Consider the following 25,105-nt stretch of genomic DNA (forward strand, 5'->3'; position numbering starts at 1 on the left):
TTAATTTACTTGTAATGCTTGCTGTATATAGATTTGTAGCATTTTGAATAACGGATATCAGTTTAATCGTTGTTTTCAGGTTCTTTAGATTCTTCAGCCTGGGTAGCTTCCTGCTGATCAAGCCATTCGATCAGAGCCATGCGGACGATCGATGCTAGCGACTGATTCGGTTCGATCGCCTAAGTTCTAAGCCGATCGTCTACAAACCATCCCCGCAACTGCAACGCTTGAAAACTATCAACAACTGGCAGTTTTTGATAGTGAACTTCGCGATCGGTGTAGCAATCGTCTTATAATAAAAAAACCTGTGAAACAGGCTTATAGTTTAAAATTCAACTAGATTATTTATCTAACTTGTTTAGATTTTGAGCATCATCTGGGCTAGAAGTAGAACCAGGGAAATCGGGTCTTACTCGATTACGGATTCTTCTACGGTTGAAAGACTTGTCATTGAATGGGCGATAGGATTTACTGTTAGTTTCGGGTCGATCGCCTCTAGATTGCTCGTGACCTGACTGTTCATTTCTTCTCCCTGATGACTCATTTTGTCCTGAGTTTGAGTGTGAGTTTGATTTATTGTACTTAGAGCTGTACTGAGTCGAATTTGGAGACGCATACGGAGATTTGTACGGAGGTCTATGCGTTTTTGATTGCGCTTTCGGTGGTATTTCCGTAGGTGGCTCATAGTAGGGGTCATTATATGGCGGTGCATCATAGGGTAGAAAATCGTATGGAAGATAATTAGGAGGTTTATTAGGAGAATTTGTGTAGGGCAATCTGCCTTTATTAGTAACTATCCCTAGAGCAATTGTAGCTAAGCCACTAATCAAAAGTCCATCATCCTGACTAATTCTGTTCGTCACCACTAAGAGCTGGGCAATTCCGCCAATAGTGCCGAAAATAGTTGCTAATAAGTCTAAAAAACTGTAAAACGTTATTTTCATACTCATAAATCGGTGTGTTCGTCGGGTAATCCTTTATGCAAGGTAGAGATAAATTGGTTGTAATCCGGGTCGTCGAAAGCCGATTCAATATATTCCAATCGAGCTTCTGCATTGGTGATTCGGCTACTGTTTCGATCGATACATCTTTGAAAGCGACTGGAGAGGTTAATTTCTAATCGCTCAAATTTCCCATCAACTTTTGTAGTCAGCTCTCGGATACTAAATTGTGTATCCGCTTTGATTTGTCGAGCAGCTATATAAAAAACAAAGGATGATACTGCGGAAACTATACTGATAATCGAGACAAGTAAGTTAATATGTTCCATACACCCTTAGTCTTTACTGGCTCTGTTGATAAAGTGCAATTAGCAAATTTTGAATCGTACCTTGCGAGGTGTACTGCCATCGAACTAGAAATCGATATTTGGAAAAAAATAGTCAGAGATTACCGGGCAGCAATAGCCAATCTATCTCCCGCGATAATAGTAGTTGGGAACACAAACCTCTCATCAAATCTGTACCTTCGATCGGATTTGGCGAGATACATAAAGTCGATATGTTCTTCACATAAGCGACCTACTAAACACCCCGCTGAGGCATCACGGATATCATTAACGGGGTACCCCCAGCCCCAATGTTGGTTTATGCCAAAGTATCCCCATTCAATTCGATCGCCGGTGCGCTTCATGTCGCGGTTGTAATCGCGGTGCACCTTCACTTCGCCGACCTGGATGAGAGATTCATGAGGGTTGGAGTAACCATGCAACCCAACCTGCCAAGCCACATACTGCCCGAATCCGATACGAGCAGCGCCATTTGGGTTCATGGGATTGTCGGTGTAGTAGTAACCTGGCTCCGTGCTTGCTATCCAAATGCCTTCGATTACTGGTAGGAAAAGTTCATTGAAAGCAATGATTATTCTCAAATCATTGAAGTAGTTAGGTCGATCGTCATTTTCTCTTCCATCAGTATCCGCGCCTTCAACATAAATTATGTTCTTCTCCGACTTACCTCGCGAGACTTCATAATTTTGCTGTTCCATGTAGTCAATAATTCGTTCGGCAAATGTTTTCGCCATCTTTGCAATCCTCCCATTAGATGTAATTAGATGTGCCAAGTCTTAGAGGGATAACTTCTTGAATTCATAGGGCAAAATCATGTTGGCTTCTCCCCAGAGTCCTACCTTTTTCCTATTGGCTGTGGCAGCAGCGTTTATGATTGCCCGTAACAAATTTGCTTCTCTCACACTGTATATATGCCGATTAAAGGGTAATTGAGAAACGGCTAAGCCGGACTGTACCTGTTTAATCTGGACATTGTTTGAAAGAAGTAAATTGTCGATATAAACATCGCAAACCCATCTTCGGTACATATCTTGCTCGTATGGAATAGCAATCAGCGCTCTATTTTGAATTAAATTCATCAACGCTAATTTTGCTTTTTGTGCCCATTCCCAATGCTTGAGAACGAGCGAGTCAGAGCTAGTTTTATCGGGTTTCTGAGTTTCGGGGGTGTCAATCCATTGCGATCGACAGATGATAGATTGACTCTCTGTAGTCGTTGGAGATACTAATTTCAAGTTGAAACTATCTCCATCGTAAACGAAGCCTAGTTCAGCTTTGTAGGCGACTCCTGGTATTATTCCCATGTTGAAAACCCTAAAGCTTTATTTTAAATGAGCTTGAGGGTTTTTTGCCATCAGTAAATTCCGATCACTTCGATTGTTTTAAAAATTTACATAAATGGGTTTTATCCATATTCTCTTAGCGTTTTTCCATCGTTTGCCTTCACCGAACTCCAGAACTCTCCAGTGTCCGCGTCTCCAATGTGCAATTGGTGATGAATGAATTTTCTTTGTTTCTGCCTTCTCATTTTCTTGTTTTTCTTCAAGGACTTCTTCAAAAGTTTCTAAAGAATCTGATTGTGGGATAGAAAAACCTTTGCCGAGCCAACGAGGGAATCGATCGACAGTTTTAGATTTTTGTAATTTTTCTCCAAATCCTTTAGGAGATGGTAAATCTTTTTTATTTATGTCGCTAACCAGAGAAGGAAGAAATTCAAGAGTCAACAGAATATTGATGACCAGATTTCTTAAACGTTTGATGAGAATTCTATCTTCAGGAGTAAGAGTATCACGTCCAATATCAGAATTCTCATCATAAATTAAAGTATCTCCATTTTCTGTAACCGCAGTGCCGGAAGTCCACACAGTTTCATGAGTATCTATTGTAGAATATTGAAAGTATAAAGGATAACTTAGTTTAAACGGATGAATCGAGATATCTCTCCAAATCGCTGAATTCCATTCAGGATGATTGATATTGTTACAGCTAATGGTCAAGTAATCGATCGACGCTCCATCCGGTGCATAAATAGATCCTTTGGGTATGGCTAGCAAAAAAGTGGGTAGTGAGGGCTGCCACCCGCACAGAATTCCTGGCTTATGGAGTGCATCTGTTTGATCAAACGCTTCAATTAACTCCTGAGACAGACAGTACATCGGGGCTTTTTGAGCAAACCAGAGTGCGATTCGGTAGCTTTGGATAAACGCTGAGATGTCTAATGGTGCATATTCTAAATCACAGGTTGTTAATCCGATCGCAATTATCTGGCTCAACACTTGCCAGCTTATGTACTCGGATGGCATTCGATAATTCACATCTTCTCTTATCTTTGCCAACAACTTTTTGTTGATTTTCTCGAACATCAGCAAACTCTTGTTCCGATTCATCTGCGGTTGTAGGGTCAAAAATTTAGATTTTTTTGGCATAATAAAACCTTTAAATTAGTGTTATATTATATTGTAGTTTAACTCTCTTTCTCTGCATACAATTACAAGATTTTAGTAAAGATTTGTAAGAAAATGGAAAGATATTACAAACCGTTATATAAACCGAATCAGGTGTTTTGTGGTTCAGGGCAAACAGCCATAGTAACAGGTTGGACTTTGAAAGGCACAGTCAAAAAGAAGCTGGAAGAGCATGAGTATGGAGCGATCGGACAACTCTACTCAGCAACACGCGGTATCAATTTCTTAGTACGAAACTTACTCTGGAACCCTCACATCAGGTTTTTAATAGTTGTGAATGCTACGAGGGAAGATAAGAACTCAGGCGCAGCTCAGTGTTTCCTAGATTTCTTTCGACAAGGTTTTGAAGAGGGAAAAAGTGAAGAGGGTGTTAAGTGTTGGAAAATAAAATCAAAAGTCATTGGCTACATCGATCCTGAAATCCCGTTTGAAAATCTGCAATTGCTGCGGGAGTCGATCGAATGTCATGAAACCCAAAGCATTACTGAAGCAGTCACTTTAGCCAAAGATTTAGCGAAGTTGGACGAGAAACCGGAGTGGGCAGCGCCGGCATTGTTCCCGCTGGTGGAAAACTTGCCGACGGTTCTTCCAGGGCAGCGCTACGGGCACAGAATCGAAGGCAAGACGATCGCCGAAACCTGGGTAAAAATCATCCACCGCATCAAAACGACTGGCGTGTTGCGACCGACGGGCTATGACGGACAGTGGCAAGAGCTGATCGATGTGATGGCAGTAGTGACCGACGAACCGCCCGAATTCTTCTTCCCGGAGCCCAACTATTTGCCAATCAATCGCCCGTTCCTGTCCGAGTACATCCCGCAGATTCTGGAAGATGCCCCATATCACGAGGGAATCAAGTACAGCTACGGGCAACGGATGCGGTCATGGTTTGGACGTGACCAAATTGAGCAGGTCATTGCCAAACTCATCAACGAGATTGATGCTGCCAGCGCAGTTATCAACCTCTGGGATTCTGGCGGCAATATACTTGCCCGACCCGACGGTTCCTCCGACCATGAACACAGCGGGAGTCCGTGTCTCACTAACATCTGGGTGCGCGTCGTGGATGGGGAACTCTCACTGACTGCTACGTTCCGCAGCAATGATATGTTCGCTGCATGGCCGGCGAATGCGATGGGGTTGCGCGCGCTGCAACAACACATCCGAGATGCGATCGCCCAGCGGTCAAATTATGACCTGACAATGGGCCCGTTGGTAACGCTGAGTCAGTCGGCTCATTTGTATGACGATACTTTCGAGACTGCCGATCGAGTCATTGCCGCTCATTACGATCGAATCTGCAACAATCGGGACTATTTCGACCCAGCCGGTAACTTCGTAATTGAGCTCACCAGTGATGAGCATGGTGAAAAGATTTTGGTAACTCAGATTCCGGGCAGCGGCAAAGCCGTTAGCTACTATTCGGGACACAACGCTCTGAAATTAGTTCGAGAAATTGCTGCTGCTTCACCCGCCATTAAAACCGAGCATATCGGTTATCTCGGAGTAGAATTGCAAAAAGCTGCTCAGTGCTTGAAAACTCAAACCACCTATACCCAAGATTTATGATGCCTTTTTCCTTGAGTGCCAAACCCGACGAAGCTCTGCCAATTCACGGAAGTCTGAGTATGACAGAGCCTAAGCCCTTTAATGCTAATTTGAATTCTACAAGTCGTCCCTTCAATCCATTGGAGCGATCGATTCCTATCTCCAACCAGTCCCCGACAATTGAATTTGAAACACAATTAAAAGCTGACGGCATCAATCTTCATTAATTTTCAAAGATGTAAAACTTCGTTTTGATGAATTGAATTGTTGTTTATTTTACACAAAATCATGACAACTAAGGTATTGTTAGTAGATTTAGATGGAACAATCCGACAAACCGCGTCGGGCAAAACGTTTATTGATGAGCCAACAGACCAGAAAGCGATCGAAGGGGTTCAAGAAGCGATCGAACATCTGAGTCAAAAATTTGTAATTATCGGTGTCACCAATCAAGGTGGCGTAGCAGCAGGACATAAGAGTTTGGCTTCGGCAATCGAAGAACAGCGAATAACTTTGGATCTATTCCCGCAAATCTCAGAGATATTTTTCTGTCCAAATTGGGGAGATAGTTGTTATCAGATTTCCCGTGGCAACGAACCGATCGAATTCAGTGCACCATTGTCTGGTGATGGCACAAAGATATCCTGCCGGAAACCGGGGTACGGAATGTTACTTCTGGCATCCAGACCGCTGGCTGAAGCCAAAGACTGCATCATGATTGGCGATCGACCAGAGGATAAAACCGCTGCCGAAACCTGCGGAATCAAATTCTTTTGGGCATCAGTGTTGAGAAATCCAGAGGAATGGCAAAATCTTAAATAAGACGATTTACCTTTAGCTGGTTGCAGTTGCAGTAAGAGGTAAAATCCGTGGCTGCAACCAGTTTTGAAGCGCCAGAAAAGTTGTTCTGTGGCTCTGCTGAGTTATTGATACAAAAAGTCAGGTAGAAACACAAAAAAGCGGAGTTACTGGCACGCTCCGCAAATCATCAGGAAATAAAATCATGATAAGTAAATTTTAACACTAATTAAGGCAGAACATCCTATCATGAGATATAATGAAGTATGTCATAATTACTTGGTTTTTTCTATTTGCCTGGTCAGTTCGTAGCTGCTGGGGATTTTTTTTAAGCATTTTCAGAAACAATTCCAGAAGCAATTATCTGTTTCTGGAATTGTCTTTGTGTTGATTAAGTTGGTGGTGGGGTTGAGGTGAAAAATGATAAATCCAGAGGAACTAAAGCTGGATGAGACGAATGCGATTGGCTGGCATTCGCTGAAGATTCGCAGTAACTCTGGGAGTTTTGCCGTCGCAAACAGCAAGCATGAAATCGGCTTCGGCACTCATGGCAATATCAGGAGCGGGATATTCACCAACATTGACGATCGGATATCCTAGATCCTCTTTGTTCCCGGTGTGATAAACTGTAACATTAGGATATTCTAAGATAAACAAGATTCCTAAAGCAATTTCATCAAAATCTGTACAGTTTCCTACCAAGATTTCGGCATTGAGTGATATCACCTTAAGGATTCTCACACTAACCTTTGGAGGGATTTTCTTTAGATTTTCGGGCCCTGTGAAAAATACTTTCATTCGATCGAACTCCTATTTGACTTGATTAACATGAATTTCTATAGAAACAGGAAACAGGAACAGTTATCTAAATTGTTTCTGCTCCTGTTTCTTGTTTCTGTTTTTGTTTCTGTTTCTGGCTAAACTCTGGCTAAACTCGAATAATGCGAATCCGATCGGCTGGCATCCGTTGTAGATTGGCTCGAACTCCGCGACTTTTGCCGTCGTAGACTGCAAGCATATAGTTAGCTTGTTTGCTCATGAAGATGTCCTGAGCCGGATACCGACCAACGAAAACAAGCGGGTATCCAAAGCTGAGATTACTGCCAGTTTCGTAAACTGTAACCTTCGGATATTGCAGCATTGTTAGAAATATCAAGGCAAGTTGATCAAATCCGCGATAGTTGCCGATTAAAATTTCGGCATTTAGTTTGGTGATATTGTAAATCCTTGTTCACATTTCATCGTTCATCTTCTGTAAATGCTCGGTTCCTGTGAGAAAAACTTTCATCTGTAAGCTAATTAGTTGGTGTTTTCAGTTAAGTGAGCGACTGTTACAAGCGCGATGTAACAGTCAATTATTCGGCAAATCCTCTAGATTTTTTAGAGCCTTTTGAGAAGCATGGCAATTCGATCGTATCGATCGGCATGGCAACCGCTATCAAAAATCCCAAAGTTCTTTTGAGAGTAGGTGATGCCGAGTACCGAGATGACGCAGTAATGACGGTAGTAAGGGAATAATATTGAACCTAAATATGGCTCAATATATTCCGTCTCAAACAAAGCTTGAGTAGTCAGTTTTTCATACTGGCTTTGGCTGTTTTGTCCCAAAAAGTTTAAACTCTGAGTGTGCATAATCAACTATTAGTTAAAAGACTGCCACTCTACAGCGAAGCATTAACCTTTACCACGACTGTAATACTTCAATTGTTTCACTTCTGTGAGCCGATCGATTGACCACATCTGAGCTAAAAGTTTGCCAATTTCTTCATAAGTTTCTGGAGATATAGCAGGTTCAAAACCTTGGGTTTTATTTGCCAGAGAACAGGTGTTGCGGTAGTAGCGATAAAGTCGGTCTAGTTCCGGTGCAACATTGAGCCTATCCCAACGTAACCGATTAATTAATTTGAGTGATGGTCGATCGTGGGGAATAGCGTCAGGATGGATGAAAAAATTAAGTTTGGAATTGTCAATTTTCGTGAGGTAGGGTAGTGACATAGAATTTTCCCAAAAAGTCACTACCCTACAGCGAAGCACTACTTAGTCCCACGACTGTAGTGATTTACTTTCCTTTCTTCTGTTTCTTCGTCGATCGACCACATTTGAGCCAAACGCCGACCAATTTCATCGTATTGTTCCATGCGATCGTTTCGATAGAATCCGTAACCTTCTCCTACATATCCTTCATCGCAGTGGGGTGTTAAGAAAATGTAGCATCGGTGGTCGTAGTAGCCGAAAAGTTCACCTAATTCCGGTTCAATATGCTTCCTTTCCCAGCGTAGTTTAGCCGTTAACTTTTCAAACATTGATTTTGCACTGAATCCAGAACCAGTAGAGGCAGGCTTGGATTCAGGCTTAGGCTCAGGAAATTTTTCACTTTTCTTGGGAAATCGGATGGTCATATTATTTATCCAACAACTTAAACTTTACAGCGAAGCACATTCATGTAATGGATGCAGCCTGGGAAGCTGCACCCAAACTAAAATCTTTAAGCATCAATCAGGGTAGCGTCCATATTTGGCATAGAATTTTTCGCGGTTTTGGCGATAATTTTCTTCTCGAATGTTCCAATGTTTTTCAGCAGCTTCCATAGCTTCTTGTTCAGTATCACCGCAGCACCCATTTATTGCATCTGGTGGATAATCTGGAAACTCTTCTAAATCGCCTTCTTCAATCCAGTAAGCAATAAACAAGTTCCGTAGCTTGCGAGCGCGTAGCGCATCGTACAAAAGGCCATCAGACGGGCGGGTTTCTCGAACTTTAATTTCGGGTCTATTTTGTTGAGTCATGATTGTTTTATTTCTAAAAATCACTACCCGATCGCGTAGCGGCCTTGCCAAAGTATGAATGCAGGCTCAGACTAAAAACCTGCATTCAAAGCTCAATCTACAAAACAGGATGTTCTCTAAATCTCAGTTTTTCAGGGAATTCGTTAACATCTGTGTGGTCTTTGACTTTGACAGAAAAAGTGGTCATCGCAACGCCGTCGATGTACATAACAGAATCGACCGGATTAGACCCAAGCTGTTTGACACTGACCGCAACATCAGCCATTTGACATTGCTGGACGATCGATCGCAACCAATCCAGATGACACGGACGGGCATCGCTGCGTTTTTGGGCTGATTCTCCGCCACAAATAACCCAATTCACCATCGGTTTTCCAATTCGATGGTCGCCTCGAAACTCGCAGCTCTGGCAGCCGACACAAATACCGAGATATTTTCGCAAATCGACCCGTTCTAATAATGGTTCACAGCTAATGAACCGGATGTGGGCTGAAGTATTTCTGACTTCTAGAATGCGATCGGCTACTTCCTGGTTTTCGACACTGGTTCCAATCCAAAGATTCTTGAGCGGAAATTCCAACTTCTCAAAGTAATCTTTCAGTTGCTCCTGTGATCGCCAGAGTCGTTTGGGGATTTCGGTTTCCTTCCAGAAATATTTGGCTGCTTCATACAAACGATCGGCTGTTAATTCGTCTATGTAAGCTTTCACGGTTTCAGGTCGCTTGCTCAGAAACAGGAATTGGTGATCGTTTGCGATTGCCATTACCGCAAACATCCGATCGAGATATTCTAATTTGACATTATGATGCCCTGGGTCGCTCATTGAAAGGAAAAAGAGTTGCGGGTTTTTGGATTTAAATGGTTTAGTTAGCTGTGACGGCACAAAGGCAATTTTTCCGTTCCATTCCTTAACTTCTCGATACTGGGGAAATTGCTGTAACCGTGCCGACTTAGCGAGGTTTGCTGCATAACAATTTTTGCATCCGGGACTTTTTGGTACGCGAGAGCATCCTACGATAGGATTCCATACATCTGTCGCCCAAGAAATCTTAGTTCCCATTGTTTTTGTTCTCCCTTGTGTGGTTACTTTTAGGTGTTGATGGACTGATTCGCACTCTGGCTCTGCGTTTAAAAAAAAAGCTGGGGATTGCTCCCCAACTCTTTCAGTTAAACGGCAGATTACTTAGCAGATTTGATTTGTTTTGCGGACGCTGTGCTCACATTAATTGCTGGCTGTTGCTCAGCTTCAGGCAATGCTACTGGAGTTTGAGCAGCAGGCATGGAGGCAATACACATTTGCTCGTTTTCGACTAGCCGAGGGTCTTCACAACAGATGAATCCTTGAGTTTCGGCCTCATGGACTTGCCGTGCTGCTTTGAGAGCTGCTTCATCTAAAGCATTATTTGGCGGACGAACTGAGATAGAAACTGCGTAATAAGCTCCATACTCCCGACTTTCTTGTTTAATCAACTCAAAGCGGAAGATATTCGTGAATAGAGCATCAGCAGCTTTATTACGAGCATATTGTTCGTAATCCCCTGGCATTCCCTCTTCAACCCAAGAATTAAATGCTTGCTGACTGAAGCCCTCAACCAGAGTTTTCAACCTGTCTCGTGACTGCCGATGAATCAGGAAAGTTGACAGTTCAGAACAATTGGCATGAAAGAACTCTTTCATACCTCCGCTTACTGGGAATCCCCAGATTTCGGTGAATTCTTCATTCACGTAGTTTGGCTCAAATGTTAACGTTTTGGAGCCGATCGCACACACCGCCATCTCCACAAACTTTCCACGAGCTAAATTTCTTTCTTGAACTTCAAGAATGTTTAAGCCTTTCGTGTCTCCGGTAACAAACACGCCAAAATCGCGGGAACAGTTCGCTCTGTAACGGCTAGGGACACCGGGGATTCGGAATGCGTATCCGTCTAAAATGATTGGATTCTGCATGGTTTTTGAGTCAGATTAAGTTTCAGTTCAGGTTTCAGTTTTTGTTTCTAGTTTCTGTTTCTACATGAGAAATAAGAAACTCAAAGCCCAACAGCGAAGCATTACATCAATTGGAAACTAGCCAAAAGTGACAATAGCATCAGTAGCTAGTTTCCATATTTTAACGGTTTAATTGATGGACATAAACCGCTAATTTTGGCACTTGAAATTCTGTCTTCTTGAGTTCGATCGCCCGTTGTTTGTGCAGATTTTCCAAATGCTCAGAAGTCAGAAACGTTTCTAGTTTTGCTTCTGCTTCTTGGAGTTTGGTTTGAAGTTCGCTAATGAGAGCTTTAGAAGATTCGATCGATTCAGCATTCGATCGGCAGAGGTTTTCATATTCTCGTGCAATGTCCTCATCCAAGCGCTGAATGGGAAGGATTTGGTCATCATATTGATTTCGGAACTGAATGACAATTTTGGCATTGGCATCGTTATAGACAATCTGTTTCCGGGATTGTTGAGCTTGAAGAACATCAAAGCCTTCAAGAATAGCATCAGGTTCGATTGCTTCAGCCTCAGCTTTGAGAGCTTCAATTTGATTGCGAATTTCAGCAAGTCTCTGTAAATGTGGTGTCGAAATATCCATGTTAGAATTTGCTCGGTAAATACGGTAGTCACCGATGACATAGAAACAGAATATTGGTCTGTTTCTAATCTGTTTCTATGTCAACGGATTTTTTAACTACTCTTGGCTACCAATCAAGTGCTGCTACGGCTGCTTGCTCGGGAGTGCCGTCAAAAGCATCTTCAAATTGAGATGGTTGAGAGTCAGTAGTAGCTAATTCAGCAGCATATTGAGCAGCTTGTTCCTCATAAATAGCTCCTGGGTCGCACTCTTCCTCTGGAAAGAAGAAACCATCAAGCTCAGGTAAATAACGCTCGAAATGCTTAAAATCCCGATTGATAAACCATTCGGGTTGGAGTTCGATCGACTCAAGATGATTCTCAATCCATTTCAGGAAAGCAAACTTAACTTGCTCCGTCGTGAATGGTGTGCAATGTTGGCAATCAAGAGCCTGGAGCCGATCGACTATTTCATTCAAATTAATCAGTTTGCCGATCGCTTCTTCAAGAATTCTGTCCGAAGCTTTGCAGGGAATCGGTGCATTGAACTCTACAGTTCTCCAATCTGGAGTTTGGATTTGTGGTAAACTTGATGTGGAAGAACTGGAAGATGGTAGGATTGACATAGTTGTTACTTCGATAAAGAATCAGTTCCCCAAAGCGAAGCACCCCCAGCGACAGTTTTGGGGTACTTTTTTTAGATTTTCTTAATCTTTTGACAATCCGATTCACAGAAACATCATCATTCCACAGAGCAAAACATGATGATGTTTCTGTTTCTCAAATGTTTTTAGATTGCTTCTAGAAATTCTGTTTCTGCTTCTGTTTCCCAATCTGACTCTGGCTCTTGCTCTTGCTCTGGTTCTAAATATTCAGGTTCAGGTTCAGGTCGGGAACCCGATTCGCGCTCTGGTTTTAATTCTGGCTCTGGTTCTGAATAATCCGAACTAAAATCAGAATCAGGTTCTTGATTATTTAGATACGGATCGGGGGATTCGCTAGCGTTGGCTGATGCGTTGAGAAGGTAGAAAAGGCTGGCAGCACCGACAGCAGTGTATTTAATTGTTTTGGGTCGGCTTTTGCTGTCCATCGATCGCTTAATTAAATACGAGTTGTCTGAGATTCGATCGCAACTGATGATTTCGCCACGGTCGATCGCACCCTGGGCAAGTTTGGCAATCCGGGGGTGGATGTGAGTCATTACAACTTTTTTGGTTTTTGGCATGATTCCTGTTAGCATCTAGATGGATTGTCAAAGAAAATCTCTCTCACTTCTGGCTTTTGTTCCTGGAAGTAAGAGAGATTTTGGAGTGGAAATTATCAACTGAATTTGAACTAGCTAGAAGAGCCTTAATTGGTGGTAACTGGGTTCAATGATGAGATACTTGCGTTCAGCCGGGACGTACTGATAAATGAGCAAATTCTTCTGTTTTGCCATGTTGAAAGTGGTGGCAGTTCCTCCTCCGACACCATGAGGATCGCCACTGAAAACAGCTAAACAGATATCTGATCGCTTCACCATCCAAGAATTGCGGGCTTGCATAACACCAGGACTGTAATTCTTGTAAAGGCAGACGTGTTCTGTGGCTTGTGCCAACAGTTTCTTGTAATGTGTCTGTTGACGACGTTTCCAGAGTACGTGTTGGTCAGCGCAAGGAATTACGGCTGTCCAGTTCAATTTACGGTAAATCAAAACTTCAGCAGCTACTTGGTCAGCACCTAAAGCCATGCCACAAAAGAACTTTTTGACACCTTGGTTAACTGCCATCATGATAAGTTTGTCGATGTATGGCTTGTAACTTTGCGAAATCCAGCGATGACCAGTAATCATTGCTGTGTGATATTCTTTCGGTTCAAAGAGTTCGGAGTATTCAGAGAAATCGTACTGAGTTTCACGATTGAGACTTTGATCGATATGTTGTGCTAAAGCAAAAACGTTGGTCGCCATGAGTTGTTACCTTGAAAAAGCTCAATAACTCACAGCGAAGCATTACTAATTTTCCTGACTTGGGGCTAATAAACTTGTCGAATCGTCAGGTTTAATCGACCATTGTTTTTCAACAAGGGGGAAGTTCCTGGTACAATTTTCTTGACTGCATGGTAAGCTAATCGAGTTTCACCATGCAAAATCAACACATCGCCCGATCGAAGGGTGATATCTGTAACTGGATCTTTTCTACTACGGTTGCTACCGATCGAAAAGATGCAGTCATCACCGAGGGAGATGGAGATAATACAGGGTATGAGATTGCGCTCGGTATTATCTTGATGCAAACCCATTTTACTCTTTCGCTCGGCTGCGTAAAAGTTGATTAAGCAAGTTTCTGGTTGATAATTAGGTTCATCAACTAACTTGGCTAAATGTTGAGCAATCTCTACTAATTCAGCGGGCATTGCAGCAAAGGGTTGATTATTCTGAGGATTAATTTTGGAATAACGGTAGCCATGACGATCTGACAGCCAACCAACTAAACCGCAACTGGTTTGACTACAGTTGAATTTGCTACCAGTGGGCATAACCGGGATTGTCATTCCGCCATTTGTTTTAGCTATATTTCGGGTCAACTCAACTAAAGCTTGTTGTTCAGATTCATTGAAATAGTTCTTCAGGTGCAACATAGGTTTATCTAAATAGGTTTACCTCTTTAACGCGAAGCGCTGTTGATGCTTGAAGTTTAAAAACTTTTTGATTATAAGGGAGAGTAAAAAAATCTCCAGCCCTCGCTGGAGACTTTTCTACTTGCATTCAGATTTCCGTGAATCCATTTTCTGCTTGATGCGCTGGGGCAGACCGAGGATTGCGCCCTGATAGAGTCGATCAAATTCTTGCTGAAAATGGGCTGCAACTGTGGAACTTTCAACAACCAACAGCGTTTCATCATTTGCTCGGTTGGCAGCTTCACTCCAGTTGTGAGAACCGGTGATAACGGTAGTTCCATCTACAACACCAAACTTGTGGTGCAGTCGATCGCCTACAGGAAGTTTTGGCATCCCAACCGTGGTCAGAGGCTGGTTCCACGGACGGTTTTCGACTTCCAACTTGCAGCCCTCAAGCAGGCTAGCACCCATCATGTCCATCGCTTCGCTGTAGGGGCGATAGATGAAACTCGAATCAACCAAAGCTTTGATACCAACTCCAGTCTGGGATTTAACTCCCAGTGTATCTGCCAATTGCTGGGCAGAGAAGACGAACAATGCCAAATTGACTGACTTGGATGAACTGGCTAAAGTCCGATCGATCAATCCGTTCGGTGTCTGCTGCCAAGGAGTTTTCTTGGTCGCTGGCGAGAACTGAACCGCAACGGTCGCGCTGCCAACTCGAACTCTAGCGATCTGGCGAATCGGTTTCTTCACGCCAAACTTGCTGTCTGGCTTCCGTCCGGGCCCGTCGCCCCACATGATGCTGAACTCTTCACTGAAAACTTTTGCCAATTCAGGGCTCTGAAGTTTCAGCAGATTGTTGGGATTTCCGCGACTCTCAGCGCTTTTGAAATCGCCGTGAATGTCGCTGGTCGTGAAGTTTGCTGAAGTGACGATGAGAGTTTTCCTATCAATGACGATGAACTTGTGGTGCATCAATCCACTGCCTTTGCTACCGTCAGCCGTATCATCAATCATCGGGATTCCGGCCTCACGGACGATCGCAAGAGCATCACTGGTGGAGATTTCTGTCTCTGAAAGTGAGCCATCTTTATTGGCATCGGCAAGCTGAACGAGTTCGGCATAGCGATCGCGTTCTCTCTTGGGCAACGCCACCACCTGAGAGGGAGAAAGAGCCATCCTCTCCGAGGGCTTCGCTAACGGACGATTGTAGAGATTTTCGACAATGACTCGAACCTGGATGCCGGAGCGATGGCGATGCGCCAAAGCTTGCGCTATCCGAGGCAACCGAAGTTCCTGAACTGCGACCTCGACGCTTTCACGGGCGCTGTTGATGGAATAGACCATTAGCTGTTCTAAATCATGTCCCGATCGAGTGATCTGACGATAAGGCTCCGTGTAACTAGAAGTCTGAGACTGATTGAAGTAAACCTGGAGTGATGGATCTTGAGGTAATGCTTTGACGGCTGGCGCTGCTGGAATTTCTTGTGTTTGTTTTGGTTTCATGAATTGGCATGAAGCGAAACCAACGACAATTAAAGCTGCTAAACCGATAATTTTCTTGTTCATGATTTTGTCCTAAGTTTTCTGTCTGTATGAGTAAAGTGAGTAACTGATGCGGGGCATAAAAAAAATCTCTAGCACTTGCTAGAGATTTTCTTCTACTTACATTCCTTATCTTTCTTGACGACATATTCACCCGCATTGCCGTGGTTTCCACCTCTAACTACACAAAAGGTCTTCAGTGACCAAGGGTGACTGAAAAGAACCTTTCCATGCTGGCCATAACTCCCACCAATGCCAGCATTCGTCTCGCTAGCCCAACTAATCAAAGTGGCTTTATCTGCTCCAGCTTTGCCAGCAATTTTGGCATCAATTCCCCGAAATGTGGATTTGATGACAATGCCTTCGGGCAATGGCACTGGCTTACCACAAACGCCATTTAAACATTCTGCGATTGCTGGTTTTTCACCAGCAAATATCGCAACCGATCGGACTTGTCCATAATTCACGATTGCATCATATCTTGATTGTTTCGAGGTCTGATGCAACTGAAGGAGAGTTCCTGCTACTTTCGCATTTGCTATAAGTCTGAGACTCACAGGGATTGTGTAAGTGGACAACAAACCAATGATAGAAATAGAAGTTAACAAATCAGCTAATTTCATGATTTTGATTCCTGATATAACGGAATAAATTTACTCATCTCCTCATCGCGAAGCGCCTCACAGACCCGTCTCTGGATCTAGATTTTGATAAAATGACTGATATTGAGTTTGCTTCTATCGATGGCGTTCCGCCCCGCAAGCTACGGCTTACAGATAAGTTCGTGGCACTCTAAAAAAAAACTCCAAAGTCTCGGTGACTTCAGAGTTTTCTTTATTAGAAATTCAATCGGCTAGAATAAATCACCGTTATCGAATTCTTGTGCTGCCATTGCCATAGCTGCACCGTTGCCGTTACCATTATTCTTTGAGGTTTTGGTAGCAGACGAATTCTTTTTGGCGTAATAGTTCGATCGGAGATTGAGCAATTCATTCTCAGCGAACTCTAAGGATTTAGCCAACGCAACGACTTCAAGGTAAGTCATATCGTGAATCTCATGAGCTTTCCATTCCGGCTCGAATACTTCATATCCACGAAATTCAAGGTTTTTGTATTCTTCTTTGTTCACAGCTCTGAATTCTTCCCATGCAAGAATACGAAGGGCATCAATCAATAAAGAACGCTTTTTACCAGTTTTTGAAGGAAATACGATAGTCATGACAAACCTCTAAAGTAGTGTAAAGAACTTGAACAAAAGCTAAGAAAACTAGCTCAACTCCCCATCGCGAAGCGCACCTAACAGACAATTTATCGGGAGCTGGCTGTTTTCTTTAAACATGGGAAAGAAACCTCAAAGCAATAAACTTCGAGGTTTCTGTGGTTTACCAGGGTCGATCGACTGGACTAGAAAGGCGCTTCATCGTATTTTGGCAATTCCTGGGAATCACCAGAATCATCAGAATCATCGATAACAGAAGCTAATTGAGTGACTGTTTCTGGTAAAGTTTCTGAAGTACCAGACCCATTGGATTTTGAGGAGCGAGAGAAATTGCCCTTTTTGGCGTAATAGTTCGATCGGAGATTGAGTAAGTCGTTCTCAGCGAACTCTAAGGATTTAGCAAACCCTAAAAGTTCCACATAAGACATACCGTGGATATCATGAGATTTCCATTCAGCCTCGAAAACTTCATAGCCGCCATATTGCGACTCCTTGAGTGATTCTTTGTTGGTGGCTCGATATTCTTCCCAAGCCAGGATACGAAAGGCATCAAGCAATATGGAACGTTTCTTGCCAGTTTTGGAAGGAAATGTAATAGCCATGAGAAAAACCTTTAAAAGTAGTGTAAAGAAATTGAACGAAAGCTAAGAAAACCTAGCTCAACTCCCCATCGCGAAGCGTACCTAACGACAGACTTTATGTACCTAAGTAATTGGAATCTTTGGGAGAAGTTACGGCAATTGTTAGAGTTGAAGTATCGATCGTACTGAGAGCAAACTAAGCTAAACGGAGAGAAGAGAAAATCCCGGACGAACCGGGATAAATCTCTACCAGATAGCGGATTCAAAGTTATCTGCATACCCTTTTTCGATGTTTCCTTCTTCGTCTATCCACACAAAATGGAAAATCATGCAGGGCCCGGAAGAGAGTTTCATTTCTTGAATCTTGCTGTAGTCGTCACCATAAGTAGTTGTGTAAAGTCCGTGAAGCTCAATTCTGTCACCGTTACGACAGAGAGGGATTTCACAGGAGAAGTAGCTATCACCTTCACCATCATTGTGTATCCAGACTCCATCTTCAAAACGGCAATCGCGACCGATTCGATCGTTAATTCCAAACTTTTTGTAAGATGTACGAGAAGATGAACTGGTAGGATTAGAAATTATCTTTTTCATTTCACTTACAGATAAATTTACTCGCACTCTCACCGCGAAGCGCACTAATCGACAAGACTTTTCTGGTTAAATCTAAAAACTATCGATGCGCTACGCGCCCGCAAGCTACGACTTCAAGAAAAATGAAAAATAGGGCAATTAATTGTTTAATCGCCCTATTTTTGCTCCAATGACTACCAATCGATCGGCATCATCATCTGCGATTTATAACCCTTGGCTTCATTCAGCTTCCACAAAACCAAACTAAACCGTTCCTCACTCATGATGCGAGGTACTGCATGAGAAAGCTTACAATTAAACTTCACAATCTCACCATCATTCAACACATAGCTTTTTCCATCTACGACAAATTCCGCTATGCCCAAATTTAGGGAGACAGCTAAGGGTTGTGCATAGCCATGATCTCTATGGGAGGCAATCAACCCACAACTGCCACCTCTTTCTTTGCCGTGATAGGTCAGCAAACCAATATCACAGCCTGGGTAAATGCGTTGGCAAAGGTCATAAAGCCTGATGTTGAAATAGCCAGGGCTAACTTGACCATTGCCGAGATGGACTTTGTTAAACAGCCAAAGCTCTAACCTTTTGTTGGTTAAGCTACTGTGGCTGTATTCCATTTCATCAATCAAACTTCTCAAATACTCTTTGAATTCAGAGAGATTTGGGATGATTTTCTTAATCTTTTCCATGATGTTAGGCTCCTGTGACAAAAATTTACTCACCTCCTCATCGCGAAGCGACCTTACGAATAACTTCCTGGCACTGCTCTTACTCACATTACCGGATTGATGGAGAGACAAAACTCCCCATCATGTTAGTTTTGGCTAGTTACTCAGAAAGAATTCTGGTGGATAAGGTTGAGCAATGCCGTAGTAGCATTCTCGGATGGTTAACAGTTGTTCAACTGAGAAACCTCTTTCGGCTGCTAGCTCTGTGAGTTGAGTCAAATCCATCGATCGAATCTTGCTCTGTTTCCAGCGACTGTAGAATCTGGTGTAACGCTGGTTTAAATCTTCACGAAACAGAGGATTGGTTTCAAAAACCTCCCATGCGAGCACCCGGAACGCATCACGCAGGCGTAGAGTTTCCTGATCAGTTTCAGTTTGTGTATCTATTTGCATCATGTTTCTGTCCTCTTGTTACTGGTATAGAAAAGGTCATTGAGAAGCTGGATGAGAGTTTCTTTGTTATAGATTGCTACCCTGAGTGCGTAAGGAAACAGCAAATCAGATTCAGTTTGAAACTGAATTTTGCCACTAAGACTAGAAGGTGCAAAGGATACCTGAAGAAAACTGGTTCTAGGAGCTAGCACCAGTTGATATCTTTTCTCGCCTTTCGTTTTGTAAGCAACGTATTGCTGTTTGTTGAATCGTTCTAATTTGGTATGCTTCGCCATCCAAGACTCTGCGATCGAAAACAAATTTGTTCCGCCTTCGATGCTGTGGATTTGGCTAGATATCAATTTAGGTACACCGTCAACAACTTCAAATCTTTGAATTAAGTCGTAAACTATTTTGTCTGTTCTGTCAGTTGTGTCAGTCATTTGACTTGCTCATGAATTGGATTAGGTGTTAGTTTCTCCTCAGTAATTGAGTGAGGAGAAACTAAACAGTTGGCTACTTTTGCTTACAACGAATTACTTCAGCAACAAACTCAGGACTTAAGCCACGTACTTTAATTTCAAAGGCGAAATCTTTAACACGCTTGGCTTTTCTGGCTTCTCCTTCTTTCTTGATTGTGTAACCGCCAACTTTAGCTACAACAGCTAGATATTTAGTAGCCTCAGCTTTCGATCGAACGCCAATGTATGTGATGAATGAATCAAATCCAGAACTGGCATCGGGCATCTCTTGCCAATTGAACTGATTATTCGTAGTTCCGACAATGCTGATTCGATCGCTCAGCTTGACTACAACATAGCTGCCGTGCGGGGAAGTCTCGACTACTTGCCCTTCAACTCCCGCAAAATTAACCTTGTCCATGATTTGATTTGTTCCTAATTTTTAATCTAGAATCTGGAAACGAGACAAGATGCCTCAACACCTTACAGCGAAGCACTATTCACCATTTCAAAAACAGTTCTTGGTTTCTGTTTCTGAAATGAGAAGTGTTTCTGGAAGCGTTTCTTGTTTCTGGACTTCAAAGCGAAACATAGAATTCTTGTCTTTCCACAGGAACGGGAGCAGGCACAAAAGCCTTAAACCGGGCTTGAGTTTGAATTTGGTGTTGACGGGCGAGGTACTGAAAAACCTCTTTGACATCTCTCATCCGAAGATGTTGAAGGTTCGTTGAGCCGATCGAATATTGCTTCCACAGTCCTTGCTGTTGTAGGTACAGGCACAAATAGAATCCGTAGTCAGGCAGAATCAACACTGGACACTTGATACCTGTAAGGAATGGTTCAAACTTTTTCACTGGTTCGCCTAATTTATCTTTGCTGCCTTTGTTTATTAGCCAAAAATCAGCTTCAGCAAAGTTTCTACGTACAATCCAGGTGTAAAGAGATAGGTTTTCCATCGTTTTTCAGAGAGAAATCATCCCCGAAAAACGAAGTATTACTAGAAACGAAACTGTTTTCGCTACTGTTCACTCACTGGGTATTCTTTCCAATACCACTCCAGAAAGCGCTTGATAAATTGAGCCGTATGTAAGTCGTATTTGCTGACATACCAAAGAAATAGAGGCTCATGTCTGAAGCTCTCACAGAAACGAAGGAAATATCGGTTCACAGTTCGAGTTTGAAATTGATGCCAAATAATTTGGCGCTTTTCCTCAGCACTGGTGCCATCAAAGTAAGTTGCTAAGTTAGTCAATTCCTTGCGCTGTTTCCATGCCCAGCTAGATAGACGAACATCCCTACCTTCATAGGCAACAGCATAATGTCCTCTTATTAATTCATCCGGGACAGGTTTACCATTACGATCGAAATAGTTTCCTGACTGACGGTTCACATCATAAGGGAACAGGTTCATTGGATTAATATGAATTTTTGACATTTTCTCTGACATTAAAAATATAGTTTGTGGGTGAGAGGTCACTCCCCCATCGCGAAGCGCACCTCACACACAAACCTCAAATACTTCAAATTCTGATGATTTTAGTTTTGCCGCCAGTTTGATCGATATTGTCCTTAGTTCCACGACTCCTGCCGTCCCAGAGAGCTAAACCGTAATCACAAATTGAGCACATTGCCTTGTCCCGATCGACATAACTACCTGGAATTCCCACCGTCTGAAATCCAGTAACGTTTCTCGGTTTCCCGTTTCCCGACCAGAGAGCGAAATACACTTTAACATCCAAATAATTGCTGTTGCGGAGATATTCTTGAACTAGCTTGTCAACTCCTGGCGCATCACCTAGAATTATCGAAAAGTTCAGCTCCATTATGCAGTTAATAGACTGCAACCCAGGGCGAATATCCGTTATCGATCGACTGCCCGAAACCATTACAATTTTAGTCATGAGGCAAGTTAATTATCTAAAATTATTACTTCATAGCAAAGCTCAAATGATAGAATAAAAAGAAACCTAAGATGAAACTGAAATGCGTTAACTTGTTTGCGGGGAAAGAGCGATTGGGCAAAAAACAACCGTTAAAATAATTACTGGCAGTGGGCATAATTAGATTTTATGCAAGCGATTAGTTTATTTTCAGGAATTGGAGGATTTGAATTAGCAGCACAATTAGTTTTTGGCGATCGATATCAAACTTTTCAATTTGTCGAAATTAATCCTTATGCTCAAAAAGTCCTCCAATCACACTTTCCTAATATCCCCATCTGGTCAGATATCAGAACATATCATCCACCCAAACTCAGACAAGTCGGCTTTCCTACGATCGTCATTGGTGGTTTTCCTTGCACAAATACATCAAACGCAGGAAAGAAAGAAGGATTGGCAGGAACTGAATCAGGATTGTGGTGGGAAATGTACAGAGTCATCGTTGAAGCCCAGCCAGATTTTGTCATTATTGAAAACCCAAAAGGAGTCATTCATAGAGGTTTGCGAACAATCTTGGGAGCTTTGCGAATGGCTGGATTTGACACAGAAGTTGAAGTCGTCAGCGCGTCGGAGTGCGGTGCGCCACACGAGAGACAAAGAGTGTTTGTCATTGCCCACACCAACAACCTTAGCCTTGAGCAACGGCAAGGGTGGGAGGGCTGGTCAAAACACCTTAGAAACCAGATTGAAATTGCAAAGTCGTTTACCCGCTACCCAGAAGCTGAATCCCGAACTCTGCCTTTGGATGCTCGGATTCCCGACTACCTGGCTGGATTGCATTATGACCACTGGTGGAGAATGAATCCCCCGCCAGCGGAACCGGGAGTAGAGCGCAGAACTTCCGGTAGGGCAGAAGCAATCAACTTAGCAGGTCTGTCGATCTGCGTCCCCCAAGCCACTGTGCCCTTAATGCGTCTCCAGTTTCTAGCTTCTTTACTTCCTCAACATTAGTAATTGTTGCAAAGAGATGAGCAATGTAGAAGAGCAAATCCATTTGTACCGTCAAGGGCTGTCTTATTCCGAGATAGCCAAACATACCAACACGACAGCAGCAAAGGTACAGCGCAGCATCAGGGCATGGAATTTACATCCTAAGCAAGTAGAACCAGTTACTCAATCCATTGAACAAATTCAAGCTCTGAGAGAACGCATTCGATCGCTCAGAGCTGAGGGGCTATCCATGAAGGCAATCGGTCGTCAAGTTGGGATTGAGGAAATTGTAGTTTATCGACATTTGCAAATTATGGGATTGCTTTAGTTAGTCAAATAAACTCAATTGTTTCCATTCTAAAGGTTTGTTTTTGTTTCTGTTTCTGTTTCTGTTTTTGTTTACATCGGTGTTGGTGTTACTAAAATTGCTGTTACCAATATAATTAACGTGTTTCCAGATATCGTTTTGTTTGATGTATGCGATAGTTCGTTGGGAAACATCAAATAATATACTAATTCTTTCAACCGTTAAGTTAGTTTCAACTAACAAAGCTTTGATTTGAAAGACTTCTTTTTCGGTCAATTTAGACTGAGGGTTTTTAGAACCTCTATTAGAGCGTCCTTTTTCTACCATGTCTCTCATATTTTCTGTATGAGTGCCGAGGAATAAATGCTCAGGATTTACACAAGGTGGATTATCGCATTTGTGACATACGAACATACCTTCAGGAATTTCCCCGTTGTATATCAGAAAACTTGCACGAGAAGCATTTATCCGGCTTCTTTTTAGATGGAATTGACCATAACCTCTCTGATTACACCATAAATATGTTAACCAGCAATTATCCTTGCTAATAATGTGTTTTTCAAACCGTTCTTTGCTACGATCGTCCATAAGTAAAACGTTCCTTAATTTGTAGCTCAATAAAATCATGAAAACGAAAATCAAAAACAGAAACAAAAACAGAAACACACGTAAATTGTTTCTGGAGATGAATAGGAGTCAAAAGGTGATTGTGAGATGTTTTATTGCCCAGTTAGACGGTGTTGAGGGTCATGCGGTTTACTTAGCGATTGATCGAAATGGAGAAATTGAACTAACAGTAGTTTCTCTTCATTCTACTGTAATAAAAGCCTGGAGTGTAGCCGTAGCAGCTAGAAGAATCTTAGAAAATAGCAGTTATAGTTATAAGCACAGCAACGAAGTTATTCTTAAGACTTTCGTTGCTGCACTGGTTGCTGATTACTTTGATTATTCTTCAGATTCTGTACTGAACGAGATTGAAGTTCCTAGCAAGTGGAAAACTTTTAGCACTAAATCGAAACATCCTGACTTTGCTAATGGGGTTTTTGTCATCGGTACATCAGCAACTGAAATTTTAATGCTGGAAGAAGAACCCAAAAAGTTAATTCTGGCAAATACCTACTTGATGTCTGCTTATATTGCTGATTTCATGAACGAAAACCAGCTTGATTCTCTGGTTCTGCCAGATATCGATCGCTTAGTCCATGAAGCACGTAGAGCCTTTTCCTCAACCAAACATCGAGTTAACTATTCTTTGACCGCTCATGAGCTTCTTCGCTGGGCTTATAAATAATCCATTGCCATCACCCTGTCAAACTCTTTGACGACATACTTTAAAAACTTGGGATTCTGATCGAACAACTTTAAAAATCTGTCAGGCAGACCACTAAATCCTTGTCGTACCAGTTCTTCTACCATGAAAAACACAGCGTAGCCGAAATAATAAAGCTTAGGAGCTATATCACCCTCTGCTGTTAAACCTTCTGTTGATATGTACGATTTCTCATTTTCATCCACATACTGAACAAAATAGAGGATTCCGCCACTTTTCAGCTCTATGAATTCTCTATTATTCTCAGTCAAACTTCCATTCGGTCGATCGAGCTTAAACTCCCTATACATTGATTTTCCTAACTCGTTCATCTCCACCAAGCGGTTATTTAGTCTCAGATTTTCTGCTTGGATTCTCAACGTTTCTATTATCAAATCCGTGTTGTACTTTGTTAATTCCGTATTCTCGATCAACAATTCCGTATTCTCTGCCAACAAACGCTCATTTTCCTTGGATAAATCACTGTTATCTGACATAAAAACTCTCAATTGTTTGTTATATTATAGCAAGAATTAAGGTTTCAGGTAGCTTCGCTTTTAGGTTTTGATGTTCTTTTTTTAAGTTAATGATAGTAACAGAAACAGAAACAAAACGTGTAGTGAATATTCATTGTGATGGTGCTTGTTCAGGAAATCCTGGACCTGGTGGTTGGGCTGCAATCCTCACAATTCCAGGTAAGTCCAATAAAAAAGCGATTAGTGGTAAATCTGACACAACCACTACTAACAATCGCATGGAATTAACAGCAGCGATCGAAGCTTTGAAAGCTCTCAAGAAACCTTGCAAAGTTACACTGTTCTCGGATTCAACCTACGTCGTAAATACGATGGCTAAAGGTTGGAAACGTAACGCTAACCAAGATTTGTGGGAAGAACTTGATAAGTTAGTAAAAGTTCATGACATCACATGGCTGTGGCTGTCGCGGAATTCAACTCCTGAGTTGAGTGAGTGCGATCGACTAGCCAAAGAACAAGTTGTCAATTCTTGAGAGCTAAATTTTAGCTTAACTTAATCGCAAATTGGGCATTGTTAATAGTTACAATGTCCAATTATGGTATG

The 25,105-nt window shown here is 42.3% G+C and carries 38 protein-coding genes; 7 read left to right on the forward strand and 31 right to left on the reverse strand.

Annotated features, from left to right (window positions below; translation table 11 throughout):
* Positions 1-946: 946 nt before the first annotated feature.
* The 4 genes from QUA36_RS08840 to QUA36_RS08855 form a co-directional block, all read right to left on the reverse strand.
* Entirely contained in the window at positions 947-1,270 is a 324-nt protein-coding gene (locus QUA36_RS08840; protein WP_333456855.1) for a hypothetical protein, read from the reverse strand.
* A 119-nt stretch (positions 1,271-1,389) separates the two neighbouring features.
* Positions 1,390-2,022, reverse strand: coding sequence for a hypothetical protein (locus QUA36_RS08845; protein WP_333456857.1), 633 nt, complete (start codon positions 2,020-2,022; stop codon positions 1,390-1,392).
* Between the two features lie 42 nt (positions 2,023-2,064).
* The gene (locus QUA36_RS08850; RefSeq protein WP_333456858.1) at positions 2,065-2,592 is read right to left on the reverse strand and encodes a thermonuclease family protein; all 528 of its coding nucleotides are present in this window, start codon (positions 2,590-2,592) and stop codon (positions 2,065-2,067) included.
* Between the two features lie 78 nt (positions 2,593-2,670).
* Positions 2,671-3,714 (reverse strand): hypothetical protein, encoded by a 1,044-nt coding sequence (locus QUA36_RS08855; protein WP_333456860.1) that lies wholly within the window; start codon positions 3,712-3,714, stop codon positions 2,671-2,673.
* 93 nt (positions 3,715-3,807) lie between these two features.
* On the opposite strand from QUA36_RS08855, the gene QUA36_RS08860 reads away from it, so the two are divergent.
* From QUA36_RS08860 to QUA36_RS08870, 3 genes are all read left to right on the forward strand, one after another.
* The gene (locus QUA36_RS08860) at positions 3,808-5,322 is read left to right on the forward strand and encodes a thymidylate synthase (protein WP_333456862.1); all 1,515 of its coding nucleotides are present in this window, start codon (positions 3,808-3,810) and stop codon (positions 5,320-5,322) included.
* Positions 5,319-5,528 (forward strand): hypothetical protein, encoded by a 210-nt coding sequence (locus QUA36_RS08865; protein WP_333456864.1) that lies wholly within the window; start codon positions 5,319-5,321, stop codon positions 5,526-5,528. The genes QUA36_RS08860 and QUA36_RS08865 overlap by 4 nt, the downstream gene beginning before the upstream one ends.
* Before the next feature lie 61 nt (positions 5,529-5,589).
* Positions 5,590-6,123, forward strand: coding sequence for an HAD-IIIA family hydrolase (locus QUA36_RS08870; RefSeq protein ID WP_333456865.1), 534 nt, complete (start codon positions 5,590-5,592; stop codon positions 6,121-6,123).
* Between the two features lie 414 nt (positions 6,124-6,537).
* Here the strand turns inward: QUA36_RS08870 and QUA36_RS08875 are convergent, their stop codons facing one another.
* The 25 genes from QUA36_RS08875 to QUA36_RS08995 all read right to left on the reverse strand — a co-directional run bounded on the left by QUA36_RS08875 (position 6,538) and on the right by QUA36_RS08995 (position 21,440).
* Positions 6,538-6,897 carry a hypothetical protein gene (locus QUA36_RS08875; RefSeq protein ID WP_333456867.1) on the reverse strand — a complete coding sequence of 120 codons (360 nt, stop codon included), beginning with the start codon at positions 6,895-6,897 and terminating at the stop codon, positions 6,538-6,540.
* 130 nt (positions 6,898-7,027) lie between these two features.
* The gene (locus tag QUA36_RS08880; RefSeq protein ID WP_333456868.1) at positions 7,028-7,255 is read right to left on the reverse strand and encodes a hypothetical protein; all 228 of its coding nucleotides are present in this window, start codon (positions 7,253-7,255) and stop codon (positions 7,028-7,030) included.
* 224 nt (positions 7,256-7,479) lie between these two features.
* The gene (locus QUA36_RS08885) at positions 7,480-7,731 is read right to left on the reverse strand and encodes a hypothetical protein (protein WP_333456870.1); all 252 of its coding nucleotides are present in this window, start codon (positions 7,729-7,731) and stop codon (positions 7,480-7,482) included.
* 42 nt (positions 7,732-7,773) lie between these two features.
* Positions 7,774-8,094 (reverse strand): hypothetical protein, encoded by a 321-nt coding sequence (locus QUA36_RS08890; RefSeq protein WP_333456872.1) that lies wholly within the window; start codon positions 8,092-8,094, stop codon positions 7,774-7,776.
* A gap of 38 nt (positions 8,095-8,132) precedes the next feature.
* Positions 8,133-8,402, reverse strand: a complete 270-nt coding sequence (locus QUA36_RS08895; RefSeq protein ID WP_333456874.1) for a hypothetical protein — start codon at positions 8,400-8,402, stop codon at positions 8,133-8,135.
* Between the two features lie 189 nt (positions 8,403-8,591).
* On the reverse strand, positions 8,592-8,885 hold the full coding sequence (locus QUA36_RS08900; protein WP_333456875.1) for a hypothetical protein: 294 nt from the start codon (positions 8,883-8,885) through the stop codon (positions 8,592-8,594).
* 97 nt (positions 8,886-8,982) lie between these two features.
* Positions 8,983-9,945 (reverse strand): DUF5131 family protein, encoded by a 963-nt coding sequence (locus QUA36_RS08905; RefSeq protein ID WP_333456877.1) that lies wholly within the window; start codon positions 9,943-9,945, stop codon positions 8,983-8,985.
* A gap of 119 nt (positions 9,946-10,064) precedes the next feature.
* Positions 10,065-10,832, reverse strand: a complete 768-nt coding sequence (locus QUA36_RS08910) for a hypothetical protein (RefSeq protein WP_333456879.1) — start codon at positions 10,830-10,832, stop codon at positions 10,065-10,067.
* A gap of 160 nt (positions 10,833-10,992) precedes the next feature.
* On the reverse strand, positions 10,993-11,460 hold the full coding sequence (locus QUA36_RS08915; RefSeq protein WP_333456881.1) for a hypothetical protein: 468 nt from the start codon (positions 11,458-11,460) through the stop codon (positions 10,993-10,995).
* Between the two features lie 106 nt (positions 11,461-11,566).
* The gene (locus QUA36_RS08920) at positions 11,567-12,064 is read right to left on the reverse strand and encodes a hypothetical protein (protein WP_333456883.1); all 498 of its coding nucleotides are present in this window, start codon (positions 12,062-12,064) and stop codon (positions 11,567-11,569) included.
* A 164-nt stretch (positions 12,065-12,228) separates the two neighbouring features.
* The gene (locus QUA36_RS08925; RefSeq protein WP_333456885.1) at positions 12,229-12,663 is read right to left on the reverse strand and encodes a hypothetical protein; all 435 of its coding nucleotides are present in this window, start codon (positions 12,661-12,663) and stop codon (positions 12,229-12,231) included.
* A 114-nt stretch (positions 12,664-12,777) separates the two neighbouring features.
* Complete coding sequence (locus tag QUA36_RS08930) at positions 12,778-13,386, reverse strand: SLOG family protein (RefSeq protein WP_333456887.1); 609 nt, start codon at positions 13,384-13,386, stop codon at positions 12,778-12,780.
* A gap of 65 nt (positions 13,387-13,451) precedes the next feature.
* The gene (locus QUA36_RS08935; protein ID WP_333456889.1) at positions 13,452-14,057 is read right to left on the reverse strand and encodes an alpha-ketoglutarate-dependent dioxygenase AlkB; all 606 of its coding nucleotides are present in this window, start codon (positions 14,055-14,057) and stop codon (positions 13,452-13,454) included.
* 117 nt (positions 14,058-14,174) lie between these two features.
* Positions 14,175-15,608: a phospholipase D-like domain-containing protein gene (locus QUA36_RS08940; protein ID WP_333456890.1), complete on the reverse strand. Its 1,434-nt coding sequence runs from the start codon at positions 15,606-15,608 to the stop codon at positions 14,175-14,177.
* Between the two features lie 92 nt (positions 15,609-15,700).
* On the reverse strand, positions 15,701-16,207 hold the full coding sequence (locus QUA36_RS08945; protein WP_333456892.1) for a hypothetical protein: 507 nt from the start codon (positions 16,205-16,207) through the stop codon (positions 15,701-15,703).
* Between the two features lie 230 nt (positions 16,208-16,437).
* Positions 16,438-16,803 (reverse strand): hypothetical protein, encoded by a 366-nt coding sequence (locus QUA36_RS08950; protein ID WP_333456894.1) that lies wholly within the window; start codon positions 16,801-16,803, stop codon positions 16,438-16,440.
* 185 nt (positions 16,804-16,988) lie between these two features.
* Positions 16,989-17,405 (reverse strand): hypothetical protein, encoded by a 417-nt coding sequence (locus tag QUA36_RS08955; protein ID WP_333456896.1) that lies wholly within the window; start codon positions 17,403-17,405, stop codon positions 16,989-16,991.
* A 225-nt stretch (positions 17,406-17,630) separates the two neighbouring features.
* A complete protein-coding gene (locus QUA36_RS08960) occupies positions 17,631-17,978 on the reverse strand; it encodes a hypothetical protein (RefSeq protein ID WP_333456898.1) in 348 nt (115 codons plus the stop codon).
* A 173-nt stretch (positions 17,979-18,151) separates the two neighbouring features.
* Complete coding sequence (locus tag QUA36_RS08965) at positions 18,152-18,667, reverse strand: hypothetical protein (protein WP_333456900.1); 516 nt, start codon at positions 18,665-18,667, stop codon at positions 18,152-18,154.
* A 135-nt stretch (positions 18,668-18,802) separates the two neighbouring features.
* A complete protein-coding gene (locus QUA36_RS08970) occupies positions 18,803-19,102 on the reverse strand; it encodes a hypothetical protein (protein WP_333456902.1) in 300 nt (99 codons plus the stop codon).
* Positions 19,099-19,521, reverse strand: a complete 423-nt coding sequence (locus QUA36_RS08975) for a hypothetical protein (protein ID WP_333456904.1) — start codon at positions 19,519-19,521, stop codon at positions 19,099-19,101. The genes QUA36_RS08970 and QUA36_RS08975 overlap by 4 nt, the downstream gene beginning before the upstream one ends.
* A 73-nt stretch (positions 19,522-19,594) precedes the next feature.
* Complete coding sequence (locus QUA36_RS08980; protein WP_333456906.1) at positions 19,595-19,960, reverse strand: hypothetical protein; 366 nt, start codon at positions 19,958-19,960, stop codon at positions 19,595-19,597.
* Positions 19,961-20,117: 157 nt separating this feature from the next.
* On the reverse strand, positions 20,118-20,495 hold the full coding sequence (locus QUA36_RS08985) for a hypothetical protein (RefSeq protein ID WP_333456908.1): 378 nt from the start codon (positions 20,493-20,495) through the stop codon (positions 20,118-20,120).
* Positions 20,496-20,557: 62 nt separating this feature from the next.
* The gene (locus tag QUA36_RS08990; protein WP_333456910.1) at positions 20,558-20,986 is read right to left on the reverse strand and encodes a hypothetical protein; all 429 of its coding nucleotides are present in this window, start codon (positions 20,984-20,986) and stop codon (positions 20,558-20,560) included.
* 73 nt (positions 20,987-21,059) lie between these two features.
* The gene (locus QUA36_RS08995; protein WP_333456912.1) at positions 21,060-21,440 is read right to left on the reverse strand and encodes a hypothetical protein; all 381 of its coding nucleotides are present in this window, start codon (positions 21,438-21,440) and stop codon (positions 21,060-21,062) included.
* 168 nt (positions 21,441-21,608) lie between these two features.
* On the opposite strand from QUA36_RS08995, the gene QUA36_RS09000 reads away from it, so the two are divergent.
* Together QUA36_RS09000 and QUA36_RS09005 are read left to right on the forward strand one after the other, a co-directional pair.
* Complete coding sequence (locus QUA36_RS09000) at positions 21,609-22,430, forward strand: DNA cytosine methyltransferase (protein ID WP_333456914.1); 822 nt, start codon at positions 21,609-21,611, stop codon at positions 22,428-22,430.
* A 16-nt stretch (positions 22,431-22,446) separates the two neighbouring features.
* A complete protein-coding gene (locus tag QUA36_RS09005; RefSeq protein ID WP_333456915.1) occupies positions 22,447-22,737 on the forward strand; it encodes a hypothetical protein in 291 nt (96 codons plus the stop codon).
* Here the strand turns inward: QUA36_RS09005 and QUA36_RS09010 are convergent, their stop codons facing one another.
* A complete protein-coding gene (locus QUA36_RS09010; RefSeq protein ID WP_333456917.1) occupies positions 22,738-23,304 on the reverse strand; it encodes an HNH endonuclease signature motif containing protein in 567 nt (188 codons plus the stop codon).
* A gap of 37 nt (positions 23,305-23,341) precedes the next feature.
* Between QUA36_RS09010 and QUA36_RS09015 the strand changes: the two genes are divergently transcribed.
* A complete protein-coding gene (locus QUA36_RS09015; RefSeq protein ID WP_333456918.1) occupies positions 23,342-24,007 on the forward strand; it encodes a hypothetical protein in 666 nt (221 codons plus the stop codon).
* Here QUA36_RS09015 and QUA36_RS09020 read toward each other — a convergent pair.
* Positions 23,998-24,522: a hypothetical protein gene (locus QUA36_RS09020; RefSeq protein ID WP_333456920.1), complete on the reverse strand. Its 525-nt coding sequence runs from the start codon at positions 24,520-24,522 to the stop codon at positions 23,998-24,000. The two genes, QUA36_RS09015 and QUA36_RS09020, sit on opposite strands and share 10 nt — an antisense overlap.
* Before the next feature lie 89 nt (positions 24,523-24,611).
* Here QUA36_RS09020 and QUA36_RS09025 point away from each other — a divergent pair, with 89 nt between their 5' ends.
* Positions 24,612-25,034: an RNase H family protein gene (locus QUA36_RS09025; protein ID WP_333456922.1), complete on the forward strand. Its 423-nt coding sequence runs from the start codon at positions 24,612-24,614 to the stop codon at positions 25,032-25,034.
* The last annotated feature ends 71 nt before the right edge of the window (positions 25,035-25,105 follow it).

Source organism: Microcoleus sp. Pol10D4 (genome assembly GCF_036701555.1).
Lineage (GTDB): Bacteria > Cyanobacteriota > Cyanobacteriia > Cyanobacteriales > Microcoleaceae > Microcoleus.

Excerpts from the sequence above, each read along its gene's own strand:
- QUA36_RS08995 (WP_333456912.1), bottom strand. The coding sequence starts at position 21,440 with ATGACTAAAATTGTAATGGTTTCGGGCAGTCGATCGATAACGGATATT.
- QUA36_RS08900 (WP_333456875.1), bottom strand. The coding sequence starts at position 8,885 with ATGACTCAACAAAATAGACCCGAAATTAAAGTTCGAGAAACCCGCCCG.
- QUA36_RS08870 (WP_333456865.1), top strand. The coding sequence starts at position 5,590 with ATGACAACTAAGGTATTGTTAGTAGATTTAGATGGAACAATCCGACAA.
- QUA36_RS09025 (WP_333456922.1), top strand. The coding sequence starts at position 24,612 with ATGATAGTAACAGAAACAGAAACAAAACGTGTAGTGAATATTCATTGT.
- QUA36_RS08980 (WP_333456906.1), bottom strand. The coding sequence starts at position 19,960 with ATGGACAAGGTTAATTTTGCGGGAGTTGAAGGGCAAGTAGTCGAGACT.
- QUA36_RS08840 (WP_333456855.1), bottom strand. The coding sequence starts at position 1,270 with ATGGAACATATTAACTTACTTGTCTCGATTATCAGTATAGTTTCCGCA.
- QUA36_RS08970 (WP_333456902.1), bottom strand. The coding sequence starts at position 19,102 with ATGATGCAAATAGATACACAAACTGAAACTGATCAGGAAACTCTACGC.
- QUA36_RS08965 (WP_333456900.1), bottom strand. The coding sequence starts at position 18,667 with ATGGAAAAGATTAAGAAAATCATCCCAAATCTCTCTGAATTCAAAGAG.
- QUA36_RS09000 (WP_333456914.1), top strand. The coding sequence starts at position 21,609 with ATGCAAGCGATTAGTTTATTTTCAGGAATTGGAGGATTTGAATTAGCA.
- QUA36_RS09020 (WP_333456920.1), bottom strand. The coding sequence starts at position 24,522 with ATGTCAGATAACAGTGATTTATCCAAGGAAAATGAGCGTTTGTTGGCA.
- QUA36_RS09005 (WP_333456915.1), top strand. The coding sequence starts at position 22,447 with ATGAGCAATGTAGAAGAGCAAATCCATTTGTACCGTCAAGGGCTGTCT.
- QUA36_RS08860 (WP_333456862.1), top strand. The coding sequence starts at position 3,808 with ATGGAAAGATATTACAAACCGTTATATAAACCGAATCAGGTGTTTTGT.
- QUA36_RS08990 (WP_333456910.1), bottom strand. The coding sequence starts at position 20,986 with ATGTCAGAGAAAATGTCAAAAATTCATATTAATCCAATGAACCTGTTC.
- QUA36_RS08985 (WP_333456908.1), bottom strand. The coding sequence starts at position 20,495 with ATGGAAAACCTATCTCTTTACACCTGGATTGTACGTAGAAACTTTGCT.
- QUA36_RS09015 (WP_333456918.1), top strand. The coding sequence starts at position 23,342 with ATGAAAACGAAAATCAAAAACAGAAACAAAAACAGAAACACACGTAAA.
- QUA36_RS08875 (WP_333456867.1), bottom strand. The coding sequence starts at position 6,897 with ATGAAAGTATTTTTCACAGGGCCCGAAAATCTAAAGAAAATCCCTCCA.
- QUA36_RS08935 (WP_333456889.1), bottom strand. The coding sequence starts at position 14,057 with ATGTTGCACCTGAAGAACTATTTCAATGAATCTGAACAACAAGCTTTA.
- QUA36_RS08890 (WP_333456872.1), bottom strand. The coding sequence starts at position 8,094 with ATGTCACTACCCTACCTCACGAAAATTGACAATTCCAAACTTAATTTT.
- QUA36_RS08865 (WP_333456864.1), top strand. The coding sequence starts at position 5,319 with ATGATGCCTTTTTCCTTGAGTGCCAAACCCGACGAAGCTCTGCCAATT.
- QUA36_RS08930 (WP_333456887.1), bottom strand. The coding sequence starts at position 13,386 with ATGGCGACCAACGTTTTTGCTTTAGCACAACATATCGATCAAAGTCTC.
- QUA36_RS08850 (WP_333456858.1), bottom strand. The coding sequence starts at position 2,592 with ATGGGAATAATACCAGGAGTCGCCTACAAAGCTGAACTAGGCTTCGTT.
- QUA36_RS08925 (WP_333456885.1), bottom strand. The coding sequence starts at position 12,663 with ATGCCAAAAACCAAAAAAGTTGTAATGACTCACATCCACCCCCGGATT.
- QUA36_RS08905 (WP_333456877.1), bottom strand. The coding sequence starts at position 9,945 with ATGGGAACTAAGATTTCTTGGGCGACAGATGTATGGAATCCTATCGTA.
- QUA36_RS08915 (WP_333456881.1), bottom strand. The coding sequence starts at position 11,460 with ATGGATATTTCGACACCACATTTACAGAGACTTGCTGAAATTCGCAAT.
- QUA36_RS08975 (WP_333456904.1), bottom strand. The coding sequence starts at position 19,521 with ATGACTGACACAACTGACAGAACAGACAAAATAGTTTACGACTTAATT.
- QUA36_RS08940 (WP_333456890.1), bottom strand. The coding sequence starts at position 15,608 with ATGAACAAGAAAATTATCGGTTTAGCAGCTTTAATTGTCGTTGGTTTC.
- QUA36_RS08960 (WP_333456898.1), bottom strand. The coding sequence starts at position 17,978 with ATGAAAAAGATAATTTCTAATCCTACCAGTTCATCTTCTCGTACATCT.
- QUA36_RS08955 (WP_333456896.1), bottom strand. The coding sequence starts at position 17,405 with ATGGCTATTACATTTCCTTCCAAAACTGGCAAGAAACGTTCCATATTG.
- QUA36_RS08910 (WP_333456879.1), bottom strand. The coding sequence starts at position 10,832 with ATGCAGAATCCAATCATTTTAGACGGATACGCATTCCGAATCCCCGGT.
- QUA36_RS09010 (WP_333456917.1), bottom strand. The coding sequence starts at position 23,304 with ATGGACGATCGTAGCAAAGAACGGTTTGAAAAACACATTATTAGCAAG.
- QUA36_RS08855 (WP_333456860.1), bottom strand. The coding sequence starts at position 3,714 with ATGCCAAAAAAATCTAAATTTTTGACCCTACAACCGCAGATGAATCGG.
- QUA36_RS08920 (WP_333456883.1), bottom strand. The coding sequence starts at position 12,064 with ATGTCAATCCTACCATCTTCCAGTTCTTCCACATCAAGTTTACCACAA.
- QUA36_RS08845 (WP_333456857.1), bottom strand. The coding sequence starts at position 2,022 with ATGGCGAAAACATTTGCCGAACGAATTATTGACTACATGGAACAGCAA.
- QUA36_RS08945 (WP_333456892.1), bottom strand. The coding sequence starts at position 16,207 with ATGAAATTAGCTGATTTGTTAACTTCTATTTCTATCATTGGTTTGTTG.
- QUA36_RS08950 (WP_333456894.1), bottom strand. The coding sequence starts at position 16,803 with ATGACTATCGTATTTCCTTCAAAAACTGGTAAAAAGCGTTCTTTATTG.
- QUA36_RS08885 (WP_333456870.1), bottom strand. The coding sequence starts at position 7,731 with ATGCACACTCAGAGTTTAAACTTTTTGGGACAAAACAGCCAAAGCCAG.
- QUA36_RS08895 (WP_333456874.1), bottom strand. The coding sequence starts at position 8,402 with ATGTTTGAAAAGTTAACGGCTAAACTACGCTGGGAAAGGAAGCATATT.